This window comes from Salmonella sp. 32082101201600294FB01SM01 (genome assembly GCF_017572865.1).
Classification (GTDB): domain Bacteria; phylum Pseudomonadota; class Gammaproteobacteria; order Enterobacterales; family Enterobacteriaceae; genus Salmonella; species Salmonella enterica.
The window spans coordinates 216,141-231,796 of record NZ_JAGESB010000003.1; the positions used below are offsets into that span (position 1 = coordinate 216,141).

General features: G+C 53.7%; 15 protein-coding genes. 7 read left to right on the forward strand and 8 right to left on the reverse strand.

The genetic code is table 11. The features are described from left to right. Window positions 1-685 precede the first annotated feature (685 nt). On the forward strand, window positions 686-850 hold the full coding sequence (locus J4645_RS14270) for a hypothetical protein (RefSeq protein ID WP_023214731.1): 165 nt from the start codon (window positions 686-688) through the stop codon (window positions 848-850). 126 nt (window positions 851-976) lie between these two features. Here the strand turns inward: J4645_RS14270 and dapB are convergent, their stop codons facing one another. The 7 genes from dapB to citC form a co-directional block, all read right to left on the reverse strand. Next, the gene (gene dapB / locus J4645_RS14275; protein ID WP_023214730.1) at window positions 977-1,798 is read right to left on the reverse strand and encodes a 4-hydroxy-tetrahydrodipicolinate reductase; all 822 of its coding nucleotides are present in this window, start codon (window positions 1,796-1,798) and stop codon (window positions 977-979) included. A 179-nt stretch (window positions 1,799-1,977) separates the two neighbouring features. Then, window positions 1,978-2,886: a triphosphoribosyl-dephospho-CoA synthase CitG gene (gene citG / locus J4645_RS14280; protein WP_001103238.1), complete on the reverse strand. Its 909-nt coding sequence runs from the start codon at window positions 2,884-2,886 to the stop codon at window positions 1,978-1,980. Then, window positions 2,864-3,415: a citrate lyase holo-[acyl-carrier protein] synthase gene (citX, locus tag J4645_RS14285; RefSeq protein WP_000679050.1), complete on the reverse strand. Its 552-nt coding sequence runs from the start codon at window positions 3,413-3,415 to the stop codon at window positions 2,864-2,866. Before citX ends, citG begins: the two co-directional genes overlap by 23 nt. Beyond that, complete coding sequence (gene citF, locus J4645_RS14290; RefSeq protein ID WP_023214729.1) at window positions 3,415-4,935, reverse strand: citrate lyase subunit alpha; 1,521 nt, start codon at window positions 4,933-4,935, stop codon at window positions 3,415-3,417. The genes citX and citF overlap by 1 nt, the downstream gene beginning before the upstream one ends. A gap of 10 nt (window positions 4,936-4,945) precedes the next feature. Then, window positions 4,946-5,815, reverse strand: coding sequence for a citrate (pro-3S)-lyase subunit beta (gene citE / locus J4645_RS14295; protein ID WP_001247811.1), 870 nt, complete (start codon window positions 5,813-5,815; stop codon window positions 4,946-4,948). Beyond that, the gene (citD, locus tag J4645_RS14300; RefSeq protein ID WP_000691461.1) at window positions 5,812-6,105 is read right to left on the reverse strand and encodes a citrate lyase acyl carrier protein; all 294 of its coding nucleotides are present in this window, start codon (window positions 6,103-6,105) and stop codon (window positions 5,812-5,814) included. The genes citE and citD overlap by 4 nt, the downstream gene beginning before the upstream one ends. 29 nt (window positions 6,106-6,134) lie before the next feature. After that, window positions 6,135-7,178, reverse strand: coding sequence for a [citrate (pro-3S)-lyase] ligase (citC, locus tag J4645_RS14305; RefSeq protein WP_000934789.1), 1,044 nt, complete (start codon window positions 7,176-7,178; stop codon window positions 6,135-6,137). A gap of 244 nt (window positions 7,179-7,422) precedes the next feature. Between citC and citS the strand changes: the two genes are divergently transcribed. The 6 genes from citS to J4645_RS14335 all read left to right on the forward strand — a co-directional run bounded on the left by citS (window position 7,423) and on the right by J4645_RS14335 (window position 14,702). After that, window positions 7,423-8,763 carry a citrate/sodium symporter CitS gene (gene citS / locus J4645_RS14310; protein ID WP_023214728.1) on the forward strand — a complete coding sequence of 447 codons (1,341 nt, stop codon included), beginning with the start codon at window positions 7,423-7,425 and terminating at the stop codon, window positions 8,761-8,763. Window positions 8,764-8,921: 158 nt separating this feature from the next. Continuing rightward, window positions 8,922-9,161, forward strand: coding sequence for an oxaloacetate decarboxylase subunit gamma (locus J4645_RS14315; RefSeq protein WP_001001155.1), 240 nt, complete (start codon window positions 8,922-8,924; stop codon window positions 9,159-9,161). Between the two features lie 15 nt (window positions 9,162-9,176). Further along, a complete protein-coding gene (gene oadA, locus J4645_RS14320; RefSeq protein WP_023214727.1) occupies window positions 9,177-10,946 on the forward strand; it encodes a sodium-extruding oxaloacetate decarboxylase subunit alpha in 1,770 nt (589 codons plus the stop codon). 12 nt (window positions 10,947-10,958) lie between these two features. After that, window positions 10,959-12,260, forward strand: a complete 1,302-nt coding sequence (locus J4645_RS14325; RefSeq protein ID WP_000444883.1) for an oxalacetate decarboxylase subunit beta — start codon at window positions 10,959-10,961, stop codon at window positions 12,258-12,260. 134 nt (window positions 12,261-12,394) lie between these two features. After that, complete coding sequence (locus tag J4645_RS14330) at window positions 12,395-14,014, forward strand: sensor histidine kinase (protein WP_023215404.1); 1,620 nt, start codon at window positions 12,395-12,397, stop codon at window positions 14,012-14,014. A gap of 1 nt (window position 14,015) precedes the next feature. Next, entirely contained in the window at window positions 14,016-14,702 is a 687-nt protein-coding gene (locus J4645_RS14335) for a response regulator (protein ID WP_000377415.1), read from the forward strand. A gap of 21 nt (window positions 14,703-14,723) precedes the next feature. Here J4645_RS14335 and rihC read toward each other — a convergent pair whose 3' ends face one another. Next, window positions 14,724-15,644: a ribonucleoside hydrolase RihC gene (gene rihC, locus J4645_RS14340; RefSeq protein WP_023214726.1), complete on the reverse strand. Its 921-nt coding sequence runs from the start codon at window positions 15,642-15,644 to the stop codon at window positions 14,724-14,726. Window positions 15,645-15,656: the final 12 nt, after the last annotated feature.

The window sequence follows — 15,656 nt, forward strand, 5'->3', positions numbered from 1 at the left end:
AATGCAAATTTGCTTACCCGTGGATTTCTGGCAAACGGCGGCATTCTGAAGTTAAGCCGGATAAAAGTCAACTTAAAGAGGGTATTTTTTATGTTATTTTGCACATTATAAGGAAGTTATTCTGTTTAACAGGCAAAAAGATCAACTAAGTGACGATAGAAAACGCTTGCGCTTCCTTGAGTTCGAAAAAAGCTGACTGGAACGATAAAAAGTGGACCAAATGGTCAAATTTCACATTAAAACAGCGAAAAACAACGATAAAAATTAAATTAATAACCATTAATACAATTAAATGAATAAAAATTCAAAATAAAGAAAATTAACTATAAAAATAATTTAAAAATCAAGCACTTGTTAAAATAAAAAACAAACCAAACACATCAAAAAATCGACAAAAACAGCAAATTAAGATAATGTAATGAGAATCACAATCGCGATATAAAGGTCTAACTTCTTTTTCTTTAAGACTAACGCATACGATTGAACCACAACCAGCCTCACTACAGCATAAAAAAGCTAACCTATTGAAACAAAAGAGATAAAACGCCCCCCCCCGAGGAACAGCACTCCCCCCCAATGGATATCAGTCTTATCAGTCTGGTCGAGGTGCCTTTTGCATACGGTAAGCCACTGCGGCTGAATATGACTAACATCAGTTCAGGCAGTATTTTTCCCGTTGAACGTAATGGCCCGTACCGATGCGCCTGAAGGGCTAATTAACCGCATTTATCGTAATGGCAATTACGTCACGCAAATGGATGCCGTTGGCCCGGATGTCTTTAAACTGACTATTCTTAACGCGCAAACAGCGGCAGAACATGTCGTGGGCGAAGAAACTGTCGAAACATGAATAGTGAAAGGCGTTATTTATCTGGCCGAATAACCGGGGGGCAAAAAACAAAAGGGCAATAATATATTGCCCTTTGTAATCAATTAATCTTGATTACCACAACCACATCACGAAGGTATTTAGTCGTTATAGTACATCCAGTCCCAGCACATCCCGCATGTCAAATAGCCCATTTTTCTTCGTTTTTAGCCATAACGCCGATCGCAACGCGCCATTTGCAAACGTCATGCGACTGGAAGCTTTATGCGTAATCTCTACGCGCTCGCCAATATCGGCAAACATCGCGGTATGTTCGCCGACGATGTCGCCCGCGCGTACGGTCGCAAAGCCAATCGTGCCCGGTACGCGCTCGCCGGTATAACCTTCACGCGAGTAGACCGCGCAGTCCTTCAGATCTTTATCCAGCGCCCCGGCGATTGCCTCGCCCATTGCCAGCGCCGTACCCGACGGTGCATCCACTTTATGGCGGTGGTGCGCTTCAATAATTTCAATATCGCTATAGTCGCCCATTACCTTCGCGGCTTTCTCCAGCAACTTGAGCATGACGTTAACGCCGACGCTAAAGTTTGCGGCGAAAACGATCGCAATCTCTTGCGACGCCTCGCGAATGGCCTGTTTACCGGCGTCGTCAAAGCCGGTAGTACCAATCACCATCCCTTTACCATGTTTACGGCAAAACGCCAGATGCGCCAGTGTGCCTTCAGGACGGGTAAAATCGACCAGAACATCGAAATCATCTTTGACCGACGCCAGATCGCTTTGAATGATGACGCCCGTTTTCCCCACGCCTGCCAGTTCGCCAGCATCGCTGCCCAGCAAGGAAGAGCCTTCGCGCTCCAGCGCGGCACCCAGCTGAACATCTTCCATCGCCATGGCGGCCTGGATTAACTGCCGTCCCATGCGGCCACCGGCGCCGACAATCGCAACGCGGATCTGTGCTTCATGCATAGCTATTCTCTTTTGTAAAAATTGCGTAAACCGTTTTCAGAGTAACCAGCGCGCCCGGAGGCCGCCATCTAAAATCGCCGATAATTAGAAATTAATGATAAACAGGGAGCGATATCAGTAAAAGACATGATTCATCCCGCAGGATGAATCATTGCTGGAGAGAATGAAAGAAGAGAAACTTACTCAGGATAGAGGGAACCGGCAGGAAAATGACTTAAAAACCAGGTCACTGCCAGTAAATCCGCGCTACCGCCAGGGCTTAAGTTACGCAGGATGAGTTCATCATCGAGGGACTGCATCGCTTCAATGCCCCCCTCAACCAATACGCCCCCTTGCCACAACAATTTTTGTGCCTGCTGCTGCACGTAGTAAAGCCCTTCCAGGCCTCCCCGTGACACCAGATTGGTATCATCATTCCACGCCATCAGATGCAACAATGTTTGCAGCAGGGCAAGATGGGTATCGTCATGCTCCTGCACGACCCGGTTAAACACCGGCAAAGCCTGCGTTCTGACGGTTCGAAAACCGCTTTCCGCTTCTCCCCGCGCGCCCGACAGGCCATAGCACTGGAAATGGGTTTCACTCTTTGTCAGTTTTCCCGCTTTTTTTGCTGAGAGCTCGTGGGCAACAATATTCCGACTCAGGCGGGCAACCTGGTCGCAGATACGATTTTGCTCCAACGGTTCTCCCCGCGCGAGAAGTCGGCCAATCGCTGCGCTCAGCAGGCCAAAAGCGAAAATCGCCCCGCGATGGGTATTCACACCATTGGTCGCCTGTAGCATATCGTTCTCACAGGCCATCCCCAGCGGACGCAGCATCACCAGGACATTTTCTGCCGCCAGCGCCGCCGTGTTGTTGCCCATGATAAAAAACTTTTCCATCCACGGAGCAATGGCGGTAGTGCTACGTTCAAATGCCGCCAGATCCATATCCCTATGCGCTCCCGAATTACGAATATCGACCAGACCGGGTTTTGGTGTCAGCCTGGCTTCCGTCAGCAGCGCTCTTGCAACCAACCCATTAAGTTCGCCAGCCGCCAGCGATGAGTACGCTGGCGTACGCCGTTCAGTCACAACGCTCACGTTCATAGCATTCAATCCTTCGTGCAATTTCATCCAACAAAAGGTCAAGGGTGTGATGCTTGCCCCGGGCACAGAGATGAGCATCCTGCTGGCATATCAAACATGGCCGGGCAGGATGCCCGAGTTCACGGCGTGATAGCGACTTACCGTCGCTATCAATAATGTCGATGTCCCAAAGCCGCCCTAACGGATGGCTCATCTCTAGTGTCGACATGTGCTGTTTCAACGCCATTGCCGGCGCACAGACCGCTGCCATCCATTCCGGGCCGCTGCGTTCATTTACCTGCATTTCCCAGACGTTGACCCACTCCTTCTGTTCGCAAAGCGCCAGTATTTCGGCAATTGCGTAATCGGCGACACGCCGCCAGACCGCTGAGTTTTTAACGGCGCCCGGTGCAACCAGCGTGAGGGAAATCAACGGTAGCCGATAGCAGTTCAACGCCTGACGCTGCCTGGCGGCACGTTTATCGCGCGCTTGTAGCATCTCCTCCAGCGTAACTGCCTGGCCCTGGTACAGCAGGTCTGTGCCCTTCATCAGCCTTTAACCTGGCGAATCACGTCAATCACTGAACCGTCGCGATAACGCACCACCGCCACCACCCGATCGGTAAACTCAATCGGATGCGGTTTACCGGTCAGTTGCTCAGCGCGCTGTTGCAGTTGTTCGATGGTCATCAGCGCCACGCCCGCAGCACGCAGGTTATCAAGCAGATCCTGACGCGCAGGGTTCACTGCAATACCATGGTCGGTAACCAGCACATCAACACTTGCCCCAGGCGTGACGGTAGTCAGCACTTTTTCCACCACGCATGGGATTCGGCCACGGACCAGCGGTGCGGTAATAATGGTGAGATCGGCCCCTGCTGCCGTATCGCTATGGCCGCCCGATGCGCCACGCAGTACGCCGTTTGAACCGGTCATCACGTTAACGTTGAAATTCACGTCAATTTCCAGTGCGCTCAGCATCACCACATTCAGGCGTTCGCATGCCGCGCCTTTAGAGGCGGGGTTCGCGTATTGATTGGTTGAGATTTCAATATGATGTGGATTCTGCGCCAGCGAACGGGCTGCATCGCCATCGAATGATTGCGTATCCAGCAGCGCTTTGATCAACCCTTTCTCATGCAGATCCACCATGGTGCCGGTGATCCCGCCCAGGCCAAAACTCGCCGTAATGTTGTGGCGACGCATTTTGTCTTCCAGGAAACGGGTGACCGCCAGAGAAGCGCCACCGGTGCCGGTTTGCAGCGAGAAACCATCACAAAAATAACCTGAGTGTTCGATCACATTGGCCGCCTGCCGGGCGATCAACAGTTCACGCGGGTTGCTGGACAGACGAATCGCGCCCGCAGTGATTTTTTCCGGATCCCCTACTTCGTCCACCTGTACGATCAAATCAACCTGATCCTGCGCGATACTGGCCGGATAATTGGGGAATTCGACCCACTCTTCAGTCAGGAGCACCACACATTTAGCGTACTGCGCATCAACCTGCGCATACCCCAAAGAGCCGCAGCGTGACTTGCCGCTAAAGCCGTTCGCATTACCAAATTCGTCGCAGCACGGCACGCCGAGGAAAGCGACATCAATATTCAGCTCACCGCTCTGAATCAGTTTTACGCGGCCACCGTGAGAGTGGATCTGTACCGGGTTTTCCATCAGGCCAGCGGAGATCTCTTCCCCTAACTTGCCGCGCAGCCCGGAGGTGTAAATCTGCCGCACCACGCCATTTTTAATGTGTTCGATAAGCGGCCAGTGGGCATCAATTAATGAGCTGGAGGCAAGCGTCAGATCGCGGAATCCCATTTCCGCCAGCTTCGCCATCACCATATTGACGACTTTGTCGCCACCACGAAACGCATGGTGGAAGGATATCGTCATGCCATTTTTAAGCCCGGAACGACGAATAGCCTCTTCAAGCGAGTCACAAATTTTACGCCGACGCTTTTCCGTTTCACTGGCAAGCCACGGGCTGTTCGCTGTTACCCCCTGGTAGGGCTGTAATCCTTCCGGTACGACATATTGCTGGTTGAGCATGGTTACAGTCTCTTTCATGGTTCCTTCCTTAATCACGAATACCGGAAGCCGACAGCGCCACCACTTTGCGCGCGTGGTCGATAATCGGGCCGTCAATCATTTTGCCGTTGAGTGAAACGACGCCCAGACCGCGAGACTCAGCCTCTTCAGCGGCGGCAATCACCTCATACGCATGCTCAACTTCTTTACGTGTCGGAGAATAAGCCTGATGTAACAGCTCAATCTGACGTGGATTCACTAAGGACTTACCGTTAAAACCAAGTCCTTTCGCCAACTGCACTTCCTTCAGGAAGCCTTCTTCATTATTGATATCCGACCAAACAACATCATAGGCGGCAATACCCGCAACACGCGCCGCGTGCAGCACTGCGCAGCGGGCGTAGAACAGCTCGGTGCCATCGCCCCGGCTGGTGCCCATATCCATCACGTAATCAAATGCCGCCAGCGCAATTGCCACCATGCGCGGGCTGGAGGTGGCGATGTCGACGGCATTGACCACGCCTTTCGCTGATTCGATCGCCGCCATCAGCCTGGTACTGCCGACCTCGCGTCCGCATTCACGTTCGATCCGTTCGACCTGCGCTTCCAGCTCCAGCACATCGTTTTTGCTGTCGGTTTTCGGCAGACGCACAATATCCGCGCCACCACGCACGACGGCCTCAAGATCGGCCAGACCAAACGGCGTGTTCAGTGGATTAATGCGCACCACTTTTTCAACATCCTGATAGAACGGATGTTGAAGCGCGTGATGAACCAAAAGACGGGCAGTGTCTTTTTCACGTAACGCTACGGCGTCTTCTAAGTCGAACATCACCGCGTCCGCACCGTAGACAAACGAGGTGCTCAACATGGCCGCATTTGCGCCGGGGATAAACAACATACTGCGACGTGGTCTCATAACGCACTCCATTGAATTTCCGTTTGTTCTGCAGCGCGCAGCGCCGCCGCCTGCACTCGGGCGCGTAAAATACACTCCAGCGCGCCTTTGTCATCGACGCTAACCAGCGCGCGTTCGACGCCCAGCTTCGCCAGCGTTTCGCGCACGACTTGCTCAATCGCCGCGCCGAACTGCTGCTTCACCAGACTCTCTAGCTCCAGCCGAATTCCTGGCTCGCTGGATGGACCAATCCTGATCATCACATCGCTGGATTCCAGCGTGCCTGCCAGGGCATCTTTAATGATTTTCATTAGTTATGTTCCTTGTTAACGGTGTTACGTCATATGGTTTCAGTGTGTCTGGCGGCATGCCGCTGCAGATATGCCAGGGTACCAGCAGGCACCAGCGCGCTTATCGCCGGCCAATTACGTTCGCTATACAGTTTTCTGACGCGAGAGGCGGAAATAGCCGTGCCGTTTTTCTCCACCCGCGCCAGCTCGACGACCTCAATAACCGGGCCGCTACGCTTCGGATCGTGTAAAATGTCGTGCATTCGCTGGTTATAGGCACAGGTCAGAGGACAAAACGGTTCACTGCCGACAAAACGATGGGTAATCCCCAGCGCTGGAGCCAAATGTTCACGGAAGAGTTGCAGATCGATCTGGCAATGGCAGTCGTCCACAACCCCTTTTTCTTTGAGGAAATAGCCGGGAAACGTCGCACGCGAGATCATATAAGCGGAGCCGGAATGCAACGTGACGTTGTCAATGCCCGCGATTCCTTGTTCGATCAGCGCCCAACGGTCGGTATAGGAAAAAAATGAAGCATCTTCTTTGACCACAAACAGATGCAGCCAGTCACAGGCCGCAGCCGCTTGCTCCACCAGATAACGGTGGCCCAATGTAAACGGATTGGCGTTCATGACGATGGCGCCGATCGTTTTTCCCGGTTGACGATAAAGCGCCAGTTGGCGACAAAAGCGCGCTAACCGTTCACTGCTGTTCTCCATTAACACCGCCAGCTGACCTGCCTGCGCAATGGGCCAAAACCCCGCGCCAGAAAACAGCAACCGATTTTGCGGCTTAGTGAACAGGAAAAGCTCGCTGCGGTTTAACTCGTAGGCCAATGTAAGCAACTCAGTCAGCAGTTTGAGGCTGAGCCCTTCCCCTTGTAAAACTGGGGAAACAGCGATGCATTTCAGTACGTTCCCGGCCAGCGAGCCGCATCCAACTATCTCACCCTGCCAATATGCGCATACCGCGATTTCACAATCGTCTTCCAGAGCGAGTCCCTCGCCCTCCAGAAACATGGCGACCGACTCGCGACGCAATACATCCTTTTGCAAATAAATGCGTTTAAATATCAGATTCACTCTATTCAGCATCCGTCAGCAAATAACGCCGCATATTTCGCCAGTGTTTATATTATTCGTCTGGAATAGACATCACACTTTCCCCGCTGCCTTTATGACCTTTATAGTTTTTATTTCCTTAATTAATCAGAGTTAATAAAAACAATTAAATTAATTAAAAACACAACCATTCAGTGAAGATAGTCACATCTCACGGTTCATTGAATTTATTAGTATGCGCAGGTCTTGTTACCCATCAATACACAGGAAAATGTTTATGACCAACATGACCCAGGCTTCGGCTACGGAGAGAAAGGGGGCCAGCGATTTACTCAGATTCAAAATCTTTGGTATGCCGCTACCGCTTTATGCTTTTGCATTAATTACTTTATTACTTTCTCATTTTTATAATGCTATACCTACTGACTTAGTCGGTGGTTTTGCCCTTATGTTTGTGATGGGGGCCATTTTTGGTGAAATCGGCAAACGTTTACCGATCTTCAATAAATATATTGGCGGCGCACCGGTTATGATATTTCTGGTTGCAGCTTATTTTGTCTATGCTGGCATATTTACGCAGAAAGAAATTGATGCGATCAGCAACGTAATGGATAAAAGCAACTTCCTTAACCTGTTTATCGCGGTGTTGATCACAGGCGCTATCCTGTCGGTAAACCGTAAGCTGCTATTAAAATCACTGCTGGGCTATATCCCAACCATCCTCGCCGGGATCGTCGGCGCGTCCCTTTTCGGTATCGTCATTGGTCTGTGCTTCGGTATCCCGGTCGACCGTATCATGATGCTGTACGTTCTGCCGATTATGGGCGGTGGTAACGGCGCGGGCGCCGTGCCTCTGTCTGAAATTTATCACTCGGTTACCGGACGTTCTCGCGAAGAGTACTACTCAACGGCTATCGCCATTCTGACCATCGCAAACATCTTCGCCATTATTTTCGCTGCACTCCTCGATATGGTCGGTAAAAAATACACCTGGCTTAGCGGTGAAGGTGAGTTGGTTCGTAAGGCTTCCTTCAAAACCGAAGATGATGAAAAGGCCGGTCAGATTACCCATCGTGAAACGGCGGTTGGCATGGTGTTATCCACCACCTGCTTCCTGCTGGCCTATGTTGTTGCCAAGAAAATTCTGCCAAGCATCGGCGGCGTCTCTATTCACTACTTCGCCTGGATGGTTCTGATTGTTGCTGCGCTGAACGCATCAGGTCTTTGCTCACCGGAGATTAAAGCCGGGGCAAAACGTCTTTCTGACTTCTTCTCCAAACAACTGCTGTGGGTGTTGATGGTCGGTGTGGGTGTTTGCTACACCGATCTGCAAGAGATCATCGACGCCCTGACGTTCACCAACGTCGTTATCGCCGCGATCATTGTGGTCGGCGCTGTCGTTGGCGCAGCTATCGGGGGCTGGTTGATTGGCTTCTACCCGATTGAATCATCCATTACTGCGGGTCTTTGTATGGCCAACCGCGGCGGCTCCGGCGATCTGGAAGTGCTCTCCGCCTGTAACCGTATGAACCTCATTTCATATGCACAAATTTCCTCTCGTCTGGGCGGCGGTATTGTGCTGGTTATCGCTAGCATCGTGTTCAGCATGATGGTGTAAAAAAACGCACGGCGGTGTCTTTGCCGCAAACGACCTGGAGAAAAGTAGAGGCCAAAGCCAGAGGTGGCCAAGGGAAATCCACTCTACTCCTTAGCCGGATTCACCAGGAAGGTTGTCGTCAAGGCCACCGTCGTGCCTCTCATTATGGAAAATGATTCATGAATGAAGCTGTACTACTGGGTGAAGGTTTCACCCTGATGTTTTTAGGGATGGGGTTCGTACTGAGCTTTCTGTTCCTGCTCATCTTTGCTATTCGCGGCATGTCTGCCGTGATTACTCGCTTCTTCCCGGAACCCGTCGCCGCGCCCGCACCGCGCGCCGTTCCCGTCGTGGACGACTTCACCCGCTTAAAGCCGGTGATTGCCGCCGCCATTCACCATCACCGCCTTAACGCTTAATTCCCGGAGGGATCCATGACTATTGCCATTACCGATGTCGTCCTGCGCGACGCCCACCAGTCCCTGTTCGCCACCCGTCTGCGTCTTGATGATATGCTGCCCATTGCCGCCGCGCTCGATGACGTGGGCTACGGCTCCCTCGAATGCTGGGGCGGCGCCACCTTTGACGCCTGCATTCGCTTTCTCGGCGAAGACCCGTGGCTGCGCCTGCGCGAACTCAAAAAAGCCATGCCCAAAACCCCGCTGCAGATGCTGCTGCGTGGCCAGAACCTGCTCGGCTACCGCCACTACGCCGATGACGTGGTGGAGCGTTTTGTCGAACGCGCGGTGAAAAACGGCATGGACGTGTTCCGCGTGTTTGATGCCATGAACGACCCGCGCAATATGAAAGCCGCCCTGCAGGCGGTGCGCAGCCACGGCGCACACGCCCAGGGCACGCTCTCTTACACCACCAGCCCGGCGCACACCCTGCAGACCTGGCTGGATTTAACGGAGCAACTGCTGGAAACCGGCGTTGACTCGATTGCCATCAAGGATATGTCCGGCATCCTGACGCCGATGGTCGCCTTTGAGCTGGTCAGTGAAATCAAAAAACGTTTTGAGGTGCGCCTGCACCTGCACTGTCACGCCACCACCGGGATGGCGGAGATGGCGCTGCTGAAGGCCATCGAGGCGGGCGTTGACGGCGTCGACACGGCGATTTCCTCCATGAGCGCCACCTACGGCCACCCGGCCACCGAGGCGCTGGTGGCGACGTTGGCAGGTACTGAGCACGACACCGGGCTGGATATCCTGAAACTGGAAAACATCGCCGCGTACTTCCGCGAGGTGCGCAAGAAATACCACGCCTTTGAAGGCCAGCTGAAGGGCTACGACAGCCGCATTCTGGTGGCGCAGGTGCCGGGCGGAATGCTGACCAACCTCGAAAGCCAGCTGAAGCAGCAGAACGCGGCGGACAAACTCGACCAGGTGCTGGCGGAAATCCCCCGCGTGCGCGAGGACCTCGGTTTTATCCCGCTGGTGACCCCCACCTCGCAGATTGTCGGCACCCAGGCGGTGCTCAACGTCCTGACCGGCGAACGCTACAAAACCATTGCCAAAGAAACGGCGGGCATTCTGAAAGGCGAATACGGCCACACCCCGGTGCCGGTTAACGCCGCGTTACAGGCCCGCGTGCTGGAAGGGGCAGCCCCGGTGACCTGCCGTCCGGCGGATTTACTCAAACCGGAACTGGCTGAACTGGAAGCGGACGTCAGGCGCCAGGCGCAGGAGAAGGGCATCCAGCTTGCGGGAAACGCCATCGACGACGTGCTCACCGTGGCGCTGTTCCCGCAAATCGGCCTCAAATTCCTTGAGAACCGCCACAACCCGGCGGCGTTTGAGCCACTGCCGCAGGCGGAAGCCGCGCAGCCGGTGGCAAAAGCAGAGAAGCCTGCCGCCTCCGGTATCTACACCGTGGAAGTGGAAGGCAAAGCCTTTGTGGTGAAGGTCAGCGACGGCGGCGATATCAGCCAGCTCACTGCTGCCACCCCGTCTTCCGCACCGGTTCAGGCAGCCGCCCCGGCAGGCGCAGGCACCCCGGTCACCGCCCCGCTGGCGGGCAACATCTGGAAGGTGATTGCCACCGAGGGCCAGACGGTGGCCGAAGGCGATGTGCTGCTGATTCTGGAGGCCATGAAGATGGAAACCGAAATCCGCGCCGCGCAGGCCGGGACGGTACGCGGTATTGCGGTGAAGTCCGGGGACGCGGTTTCCGTGGGCGACACCCTGATGACGCTGGCGTAACGGAGAACTGAAATGGAAAGTCTGAACGCCCTGCTTCAGGGCATGGGGCTGATGCACCTTGGCGCGGGCCAGGCCATCATGCTGCTGGTCAGCCTGCTGTTGCTGTGGCTGGCGATAGCGAAAAAGTTCGAACCGTTACTGCTGCTGCCGATTGGCTTCGGCGGCCTGCTCTCCAACATCCCGGAAGCGGGCATGGCGCTGACCGCGCTGGAGAGCCTGCTGGCGCATCACGACGCCGGGCAGCTGGCGGTGATTGCCGCGAAGCTTAACTGCGCGCCGGACGTGCACGCCATTAAAGAGGCATTAGCGCTGGCGCTGCCGTCAGTGCAGAGTCAGATGGAAAATCTGGCGGTGGACATGGGCTACACGCCGGGGGTACTGGCGCTGTTCTATAAAGTGGCGATTGGCTCCGGCGTCGCGCCGCTGGTCATCTTTATGGGCGTGGGGGCGATGACCGACTTCGGCCCGCTGCTGGCCAACCCGCGCACCCTGCTGCTCGGCGCGGCGGCGCAGTTCGGTATCTTCGCTACGGTGCTGGGGGCGCTGACGCTGAACTACTTCGGCCTGATTTCCTTCACCCTGCCGCAGGCTGCGGCCATCGGCATTATCGGCGGCGCGGACGGCCCGACGGCGATTTATCTGTCGGGCAAGCTGGCGCCGGAGCTGCTGGGGGCCATCGCGGTGGCGGCGTATTCGTATATGGCGCTGGTGCCGTTAATCCAGCCGCCGATTATGAAGGCGCTGACCACGGAGACTGAGCGCAAAATCCGCATGGTGCAGCTGCGCACCGTCAGCAAGCGGGAAAAAATCCTCTTCCCGGTGGTGCTGCTCATGCTGGTGGCCCTGCTGCTGCCGGACGCCGCGCCGCTGCTGGGGATGTTCTGCTTTGGCAACCTGATGCGCGAAAGCGGCGTGGTGGAGCGTCTGAGCGACACGGTACAGAACGGGCTGATTAATATCGTGACCATCTTCCTCGGGCTGTCGGTGGGCGCGAAGCTGGTGGCGGACAAGTTCCTGCAGCCGCAGACGCTGGGCATTCTGCTGCTGGGTGTGATTGCGTTCGGGATTGGGACGGCGGCCGGGGTGCTGATGGCGAAGCTGCTGAACCTGTGCAGTAAGAACAAAATCAACCCGCTTATCGGTTCGGCGGGGGTGTCGGCGGTGCCGATGGCGGCACGCGTATCGAACAAGGTGGGGCTGGAATCGGACCCGCAGAACTTCCTGCTGATGCACGCGATGGGCCCGAACGTGGCGGGGGTGATTGGCTCGGCGATAGCTGCCGGGGTGATGCTGAAATACGTGCTGGCGATGTAATAGTGGATGGGATACGCATGTCGTATCCCATTTTCATCCAAATTTTTTCTGAAAGAAAAGTAAGTATGAACTGGTTCAGGTTCCGGTGATGCCGAATGCAAGAAAATACCGTAATTAAATATCTAAATACCAATATGTTTATACGGGAAATTACACACTGGTTTGCCAGACGCTCGTTTCAAAACCGGATATTTCTACTGATCCTGTTTACATCCACCATCGTGATGCTGGCAATCACCTGGTATCTGACCGATATCACGAAAGAGCGCCTGCATTATCAGGTGGGCCAACGTGCGCTTATTCAGGCAATGCAAATATCCGCTATGCCAGAATTAGTTGAAGCCGTAGAGGCGCATGATTTGCCACGCATCAAAGCGCTGATTGACCCAATGCGCTCGTTTTCGGACGCGACTTACATTACCGTTGGCAACGAAAAAGGTCAGCGACTGTATCACGTCAACCCGAATGAGATCGGCAAATATATGGAGGGCGGCGATAGCGACGACGCACTGTATAACGCTAAAAGCTACGTATCGGTGCGCAAAGGTTCATTAGGCTCTTCCTTACGTGGTAAATCCCCGATTCAGGACAGTACCGGTAAAGTCATCGGTATTGTTTCCGTCGGCTATACTCTGGAACAGTTGGAGAGCTGGCTTAACTTACAAATCAGCTCGTTGCTGTTCCCGATGGCGTTACTGCTGCTGGTACTGTTGTACTGCGCCCGCCGCTTCTCGCTGCATATTAAAAAGCAGATGCTTAACATGGAGCCGCAGCAGCTTTCACAACTATTAATTCAGCAAAGCGTGTTGTTTGAGTCGGTATTTGAAGGGTTGATCGCCATTGACTCCCATCACCGTATTACCGCCATTAACCAAACGGCTCGCCGCTTACTGAATCTGAGCCAACCGGAGTCTGAACTCATTGGCTATGCAATCCACCATATCGTGTTGCCGGAGGCTTTTTTTTACGATGCGCCGCAAAAAAACAAAAAAGATGAGATCGTCACCTTTAACCAAATGAAAGTCATCGCCAGTCGCATGGCGGTCATTATTGACAACCAGCCTCAGGGCTGGGTTATTAGCTTTCGCAACAAAGACGATATCAATACACTCAGCCTGCAGTTAAGTCAGGTGCGGCAATACGCCGATAACCTGCGCGCCGTGCAGCATGAGCATCGCAACCTTATTTCCACCATTGCCGGACTGCTGTTCCTGAAGCGCTACGATAATGCGCTGGCGCTGATTCAGCAGCAATCGGAAAGCCACCAGAAAGTACTCGATTTTATTTCCCATAATTTCCGCGACCACCACCTTGCGGGGCTATTAATCGGTAAATATTATCGGGCAAAAGAGCTGGGGCTGGAGCTGATTTTCGATCCTTCAAGCTTTGTTGAACACCTGCCGTCATCGCTCTCGCATAATGAATGGATTTCGATTGTTGGCAATTTATTGGACAACGCCTATAACGCCACCCTGCTCAATCGCGAAGGCTCGCGACAGATTGAGTGCCTGATCAACAGCGAAGGTAATGAAGTCATTATTGAAGTTGCCGATCAGGGATGTGGTATTGACGAAAATATCCGCCAGCATATTTTCGAGCGTGGAGTGACCACCCACAACAACGGCGATCACGGAATTGGATTATGGTTGGTGCACAGCTACGTCAAGCAGGCCAATGGTGACATTATCGTCGATAACAATAATCCTTTTGGCACCATTTTTACCCTCTATATCCCTTTTACCAGAGAAGAATAACATGGATAGCATTACGACACTCATCGTTGAAGACGAACCGATGCTAGCGGAAATCCTGGTGGACACCATCAAGCTTTTTCCCCAGTTTTCAATCGTCGGCATCGCAGACAAACTGGAAAGTGCAAAGAAGCAAATACGCCTCTATCAACCACAGTTAATTCTATTAGATAATTTTTTACCCGATGGCAAAGGGATCGATTTAATTCGTCATACCATCAGCACCAACTACACGGGGCGAATTATTTTCATTACCGCCGACAATCATATGGATACCATCAGCGATGCCTTACGCATGGGCGTATTCGATTATCTGATTAAGCCGGTACATTATCAGCGCCTGCAGCATACCCTGGAGCGGTTCACCCGTTACCGCAGTTCGTTACGTTCCAGTGAGCAGGCAAACCAGACGCACGTTGATGCCTTATTTAATATCCAGGCCAAAGAACAAACCGCAGAACCGAATAGCGGACTGCGGGGAATTGATGAAAACACCTTCAACCGGGTACGACAAATATTCGCCGACCCGCAGGCAGTACATACAGCAGACACTCTGGCGCAAATTCTGGGCAGCAGTAAAACCACTGCCCGACGCTATCTGGAACAAGGCGTGAAAAATAACTTTCTCGAAGCGGAGATCAGCTACGGGAAAGTGGGCAGGCCGGAGAGACTCTATCGCGGCAAAGTATGAGATTATGGCGCCAACATGTAATTACGGCGCACAGGCAAACACCTCAGCCACCCACTGACGAAAACCGTCCACATCCAGCGCCAGCGCCACCTGCGCGTTGGCGGGCTGCCCCAGACGCCCTTCAATATCCACCACCGTGGTACCTGCGGTATATTGCCCCTGCGTTTCTACGGCCACAAAACAGGATTGCAGGGTAAAAAGCTCCGAACGCACCAGCCAGGCGATAGCGCAGAGATCGTGCATCCGCAGACCGCTTTGCATACTGCCGCTGCGGTAATGGCTGAACAATGCATGCAGCATGCCGCCGGTTTTATTAAGCGCAGGAAGCGTAGCCAGATACTCCGGCGTCAACACGGCCTGATTGGTGACGTCCAGCCCACACATCACAATCTCAATGCCGCTACGAAATACGTGGGCGGCGGCTTCCGGATCGACAGCAATGTTAAATTCAGCATTAGGCGTAAAATTGCCGCGCCCTGCGGAACCGCCCATAATCACCAGCCGGTGAATGTTGAAGCGGCACTCCGGATAGTGCATCAGTAGCAACGCAATATTGGTCAATGGCCCTATCGCCACCAATGTCATGGGCTCCGGGGCGTTCATCAGCACATCCCGGATAGCGATAAACGCTGGCTTCGCCAACGGTTGGCGCTGATGGTCGACAAAATCATAGCCTTCCATGCCGGATTCGCCGTGGACGTATGCCGCATCGCGTAACGGACGCAGCAGCGGCGTCGCGGCCCCCTGGGCAAGTGGCACATCGGCGTCCCAGAAATGCAGGAGCTGTAAGCCGTTACGGGTGGTTTTTTCGACCGAAACGTTGCCGGCAACGGTGGTCATCAGTTGCAGATCCAGCTCGGGGGCAAACAGCGCAGCGGCAATCGCGGCGGCGTCATCAATGCCTGGATCGGTATCAAGAATAATGTGTAGGGATGCTGCCATTAACGCTCTCCT